The 3,361-nt window shown below is 53.7% G+C and carries 5 protein-coding genes; 3 read left to right on the top strand and 2 right to left on the bottom strand.

Annotated elements, in window-relative coordinates; genetic code table 11:
* Nucleotides 1-155 precede the first annotated feature (155 nt).
* Both HMPREF1153_RS10200 and HMPREF1153_RS10195 read right to left on the bottom strand, forming a co-directional pair.
* A complete protein-coding gene (locus tag HMPREF1153_RS10200) occupies nt 156-431 on the bottom strand; it encodes a helix-turn-helix domain-containing protein (protein ID WP_009646869.1) in 276 nt (91 codons plus the stop codon).
* A complete protein-coding gene (locus tag HMPREF1153_RS10195; protein ID WP_037370564.1) occupies nt 428-799 on the bottom strand; it encodes a type II toxin-antitoxin system RelE/ParE family toxin in 372 nt (123 codons plus the stop codon). The genes HMPREF1153_RS10200 and HMPREF1153_RS10195 overlap by 4 nt, the downstream gene beginning before the upstream one ends.
* 66 nt (nt 800-865) lie before the next feature.
* Here HMPREF1153_RS10195 and HMPREF1153_RS10190 point away from each other — a divergent pair, with 66 nt between their 5' ends.
* The 3 genes from HMPREF1153_RS10190 to HMPREF1153_RS10180 all read left to right on the top strand — a co-directional run.
* Entirely contained in the window at nt 866-2,122 is a 1,257-nt protein-coding gene (locus HMPREF1153_RS10190) for a phage portal protein (RefSeq protein WP_009646872.1), read from the top strand.
* A complete protein-coding gene (locus HMPREF1153_RS10185; RefSeq protein WP_009646873.1) occupies nt 2,112-2,807 on the top strand; it encodes a head maturation protease, ClpP-related in 696 nt (231 codons plus the stop codon). Before HMPREF1153_RS10190 ends, HMPREF1153_RS10185 begins: the two co-directional genes overlap by 11 nt.
* Before the next feature lie 13 nt (nt 2,808-2,820).
* The coding region (locus tag HMPREF1153_RS10180; protein WP_009646868.1) for a phage major capsid protein at nt 2,821-3,361 on the top strand (541 nt) is incomplete at its 3' end.

Here is a 3,361-nt window from a genome sequence, read left to right as displayed (position 1 = left end):
CGCGAAATTCACCGCCGAAATCAACAGCATGGAGCTTTCCTGCATCGAAACCTTCTAAGCCGAAACAACAGGAGCGCCGCTCGGAAGGGTGGCGCTCCTGCTCATTACATAATAGCACACGGCGAGCATCTCGTCCCGCATTCATGCGAGACCGATTAAAGAACCGCAACTTGCAGTTTCAACCCTAGTGGCTGCATGAGTTTCAGCAGTGTGTCGATTTTTGGTGTGGTTTTAAAGGATTCGATGCGTGCTACAGAGGACTGTGGCAAGCCGCAGCGTTCTGCAAGCATTCTTTGGCTGATGCCGAGGGCAGTGCGACGCTCAATCATAGAAGATACGATGGCTGCAATCTCCTCGATTTCCTCCATGTTGCGACGACTTTCTGCGTCGATGGATTTCACATGATTCTTGTAATCATCCCATGTCTTCATTGCGTTCGCTCCTTTTGTTGACGGATGTAATCCTTCCGTGCTTCTTTAGCGCGGGCAAGTTCTCTAGGCGGAGTCTTTTGGCTTTTCTTACGAAAGTGGTGCAGCAAAACATATCGATCATCGGCATAATAAAAATAAAAGATGCGATTATTTCCTGGGCGGAGTTCCCATATGCCATCTTCCAGATGTTTTGTGATTTTGCTTGGCAAATTTGTTCCGTTGCGTGCTAGAAGATCGAGGTAAAAGATGATTTGTTCATACTGAATGCGTGCATCTTTGTTGCTTCCGCTTTTTAGGCGCAGTTCCTCGAGGAAATCCCATACGTCAGATATGCCGTTTCTTTTTTCGTAGAAATCAATTTGATACATAGTACACTCCCTCTGTTCACTATTTATATGATAGCATAAAAGCTATCGCTATACAAGGAGGATTCCATGAACCTATTCAGCAAACTCTTCCGTTCGCGGGACAAGCCTACGGATCACCTCGGCGGCTTGTCCTTTTTGTTCGGGCAGACGGCGGCGGGCAAGGCGGTCAATGAGCGCACTGCCATGCAGACGACAGCGGTCTACGCGTGTGTGCGCATCCTCGCCGAATCCATCGCGTGTCTACCGCTTGCTATCTATCGTCGTTCGGAAACTGGCAAGGAGATCGCATACGAGCATCCTCTGTATTTCCTGCTCCACGACGCCCCGAATCCCGAGATGACGAGTTTCGTGCTGCGCGAAACGCTCATGGCGCATCTCCTCCTGTGGGGCAATGCCTACGCACAAATATTGCGCGATGGCAGGGGAAATGTCCTCGGACTCTATCCATTGCTCCCAGATAAGATGGAAGTGAGCCGCGACAGTCGCACAGGGGAAATCTACTACACCTATACACGAAGCACGGAAGAAAATCCGAACTTCAAGGACAAGGGGCAGATTCGTTTGCGGCGTGAGGATGTGCTCCATATCCCCGGACTCGGCTTCGACGGTCTTGTCGGCTACAGTCCCATCGCTATGGCAAAGAACGCCATCGGCATCGCGTTGGCAACGGAGGAATACGGAGCGGCATTTTTCAAGAACGGTGCGCGTCCGGGCGGTGTCTTGGAACATCCGGGCGTATTGAAAGACCCGTCGAAGCTCCGTGAAAGCTGGCACGCCGTTTACGGCGGTACGATGAATACGGGCAGGATTGCCGTTCTTGAAGAGGGCGTCAAGTATCAGCAGATTGCCATCCCACCTGAAGAAGCGCAGTTCCTTGAGACGAGGAAGTTCCAGATCGACGAGATTGCGCGGCTCTATCGCGTGCCGCCGCACATGATCGGCGACTTGGAGAAATCCAGCTTCAACAACATCGAGCAGCAGTCGTTGGAGTTCGTGAAGTACACGCTGAATCCGTGGGTGGTGCGCTGGGAGCAGTCGCTGCAGAAAGCCCTGCTTACGGATAGGGAGCGGAAGGAATATTTCATCCGTTTCAAGGTGGACGGGCTTTTGCGCGGAGACTACAAGAGCCGCATGGAGGGATATGCCATCGGGCGGCAGAACGGCTGGCTTTCCGCCAACGACATCCGAAGCCTCGAAGACCTCAATCCAATTGAGGGTGAAGAAGGCGGCGACCTCTATCTCATCAACGGCAGCATGACGAAGCTCAAGGATGCTGGATTGTTCGCGAATAAACAGCAGTGGGGGGAAAATGATGAAACGTAAATTTTGGAACTGGGTACGAAACGAGGGCGAGAAGCGCACGCTGCTCCTCGACGGCGAGATTTCGGACGAGACGTGGTTCGGCGATGAAGTCACGCCTGCCATCTTCCGCGAGGAGCTTCATGCGGCAGAGGGAGATGTCGTCTTGTGGATTAACTCGCCCGGCGGCGACTGCTTCGCGGCGGCGCAAATCTACAACATGCTGATGGACTATCCAGGCAATGTCACCGTCAGGATTGACAGCCTTGCGGCATCGGCGGCATCCGTCATTGCGATGGCAGGCACTACCGTAGAAATATCTCCTGTAGGCATGGTAATGATCCACAATCCTATGACCATTTCCATCGGCGACGTGCAGGAGATGGAACGCGCCATCGCTCTTCTATCGGAGGTCAAGGAGAGCATCATCAATGCCTACGAGATCAAGACGGGGATGTCGCGATCAAAAATTTCACGGCTCATGGACGCCGAGACGTGGATGAACGCGAAGAAGGCAGTGGAGCTTGGCTTCGCCGATGCGATTCTCAACGGAGAGAAGAATCGCCCGACAGGCGATGAGGCGGATGGCCTGATTTTTTCTCGCGCCGCCGTCACAAATTCCCTGCTCTCGAAATTCGGGCAGGGAAAGCAAATGAACAAAGTCGATGCGGAGTCGCTGAAAAGGCGGCTCTTTTCTATTGCACACTGAGGGAGGAAATAACATGGATAAGATTTTGGCAATGCGTGAAAAGCGTGCGGCTCTCTGGGAGCAGGCAAAGGCGTTCTTGGATGAACACACGCAGGAAGGCAGTCTTTCGGCAGAGGATGCGAAGGCATACGAGCAGATGGAGAATGAGGTTCTCACGCTCGGCAAGGATATCGAGCGCATGGAGCGGCAGGCGATTCTCGATGCGGAAATGGCAAAACCGACGGCGGTGGCAATCACCAATATGCCGGGCGCATCTTTGGGCAAAGAGCAGACGGGCAGGGCGAGTGACGCCTACCGTGCCGCGATGCTCAAGGCGCTGCGCACGAATTTCCGACAAGTCGAGAACGTCCTGCAGGAAGGCACGGATGCCAGCGGCGGCTATCTCGTGCCGGAGGAGTACGATAAGCGTCTTATTGACGTACTCAGCGAGGAAAACGTCCTGCGTTCTCTTGCGACGACGATTACGACGAGCGGCGAGCACAAGATCAACATCGCGGCCACGAAGCCTGCGGCATCTTGGATTGAGGAAGGCGCACCGCTCACCTTCGGCGATG

It is taken from the genome of Selenomonas sp. CM52, from assembly GCF_000292955.1.
Taxonomy (GTDB): domain Bacteria; phylum Bacillota; class Negativicutes; order Selenomonadales; family Selenomonadaceae; genus Selenomonas.
The sequence above is the reverse complement of the archived record's forward strand: the minus strand, read 5'-3'. Positions and strand labels throughout refer to the sequence as shown.

Coding starts and splice junctions, on each gene's coding strand:
- HMPREF1153_RS10195 (WP_037370564.1), bottom strand. CDS start 799: ATGTATCAAATTGATTTCTACGAAAAAAGAAACGGCATATCTGACGTA.
- HMPREF1153_RS10200 (WP_009646869.1), bottom strand. CDS start 431: ATGAAGACATGGGATGATTACAAGAATCATGTGAAATCCATCGACGCA.
- HMPREF1153_RS10190 (WP_009646872.1), top strand. CDS start 866: ATGAACCTATTCAGCAAACTCTTCCGTTCGCGGGACAAGCCTACGGAT.
- HMPREF1153_RS10185 (WP_009646873.1), top strand. CDS start 2,112: ATGAAACGTAAATTTTGGAACTGGGTACGAAACGAGGGCGAGAAGCGC.